Origin of the sequence: Lacihabitans soyangensis, from assembly GCF_024343775.1 — a bacterium.
Classification (GTDB): Bacteria; Bacteroidota; Bacteroidia; order Cytophagales; family Spirosomataceae; genus Leadbetterella; species Leadbetterella soyangensis.
Genome location: NZ_RJUF01000095.1, coordinates 1 through 790 on the forward strand (window position 1 = coordinate 1; position 790 = coordinate 790).

The window sequence follows — 790 nt, forward strand, 5'->3', positions numbered from 1 at the left end:
ATTCCGTTGCGGCCTAAATCCATAGCTATTTTCATGAAAATCCAGCTCGAATAAAGGCATGAGGGCTTGGCTTACTGCTTGTTGCAGTACTCTGTCTACCACAGTTGGTACTCCTAGTAGTCGGGTTTTACCATTGGGCTTGGGTATTTCCACCCCCCGAATGGCTTGCGGTTTGTACTCATGATTAATGATTTTAGTAAATAAACTTTCTTGATGATGTTCAAAGTATTCTATAAGTTCGCTCACAGGCATCCTATCCACCCCTGCACTGCCTTTGTTGGCTTGCGTTTGGCGGATGGCTTGCTTGATGTTGCTTCGTTTCAGTACTTTTTCTATCATCGTTTTCAGTTTCCTTGTTTCTCATTTGTTCCTAAGCTACCGAAAGGCTCTTAGGTGCATTGGAAACGTTTAATGTTTGGTCCTTCGCTACTGTGTGAGACCGTCCAAGATTTCCCATTCAGGACTTGGCTCGTTGCTGGTAGTTACTACGACCTCTGCTGACTTCTTCACTTAACCACTCGTGGTTGTGAAGACCTCCCCAGGTAAGAACATACTCTTTCATTCGATGCCTGCGAAATCTACTCTGATAGGTTTGTTGGCCACGGACTTTGTATTGATGTGCATACTTATCCACCTATCATAGCCTCTTAGTCCGTTTCTGTAAGTCAGTACCGAATTTTGTAGTCTCGCTTTCTTCACTGCATCCCTCACGAGAAACCAGCTTGCGACTTACTAACACACTTTACCAACTAGCATGTAAAGGACTCAGTCTTTTCGACTTGCACCTTCT

Annotated in this window: 1 protein-coding gene and 1 pseudogene; both read right to left on the reverse strand. The window is 44.2% G+C overall.

Translation table 11 applies throughout. The annotated features are described in order from the left end of the window. Window positions 1–339: pseudogene (locus EGI31_RS14540) on the reverse strand (group II intron reverse transcriptase/maturase); the annotation flags it as partial. A gap of 219 nt (window positions 340–558) precedes the next feature. After that, on the reverse strand, window positions 559–699 hold the full coding sequence (locus tag EGI31_RS14545; protein ID WP_255037924.1) for a hypothetical protein: 141 nt from the start codon (window positions 697–699) through the stop codon (window positions 559–561). Window positions 700–790: the final 91 nt, after the last annotated feature.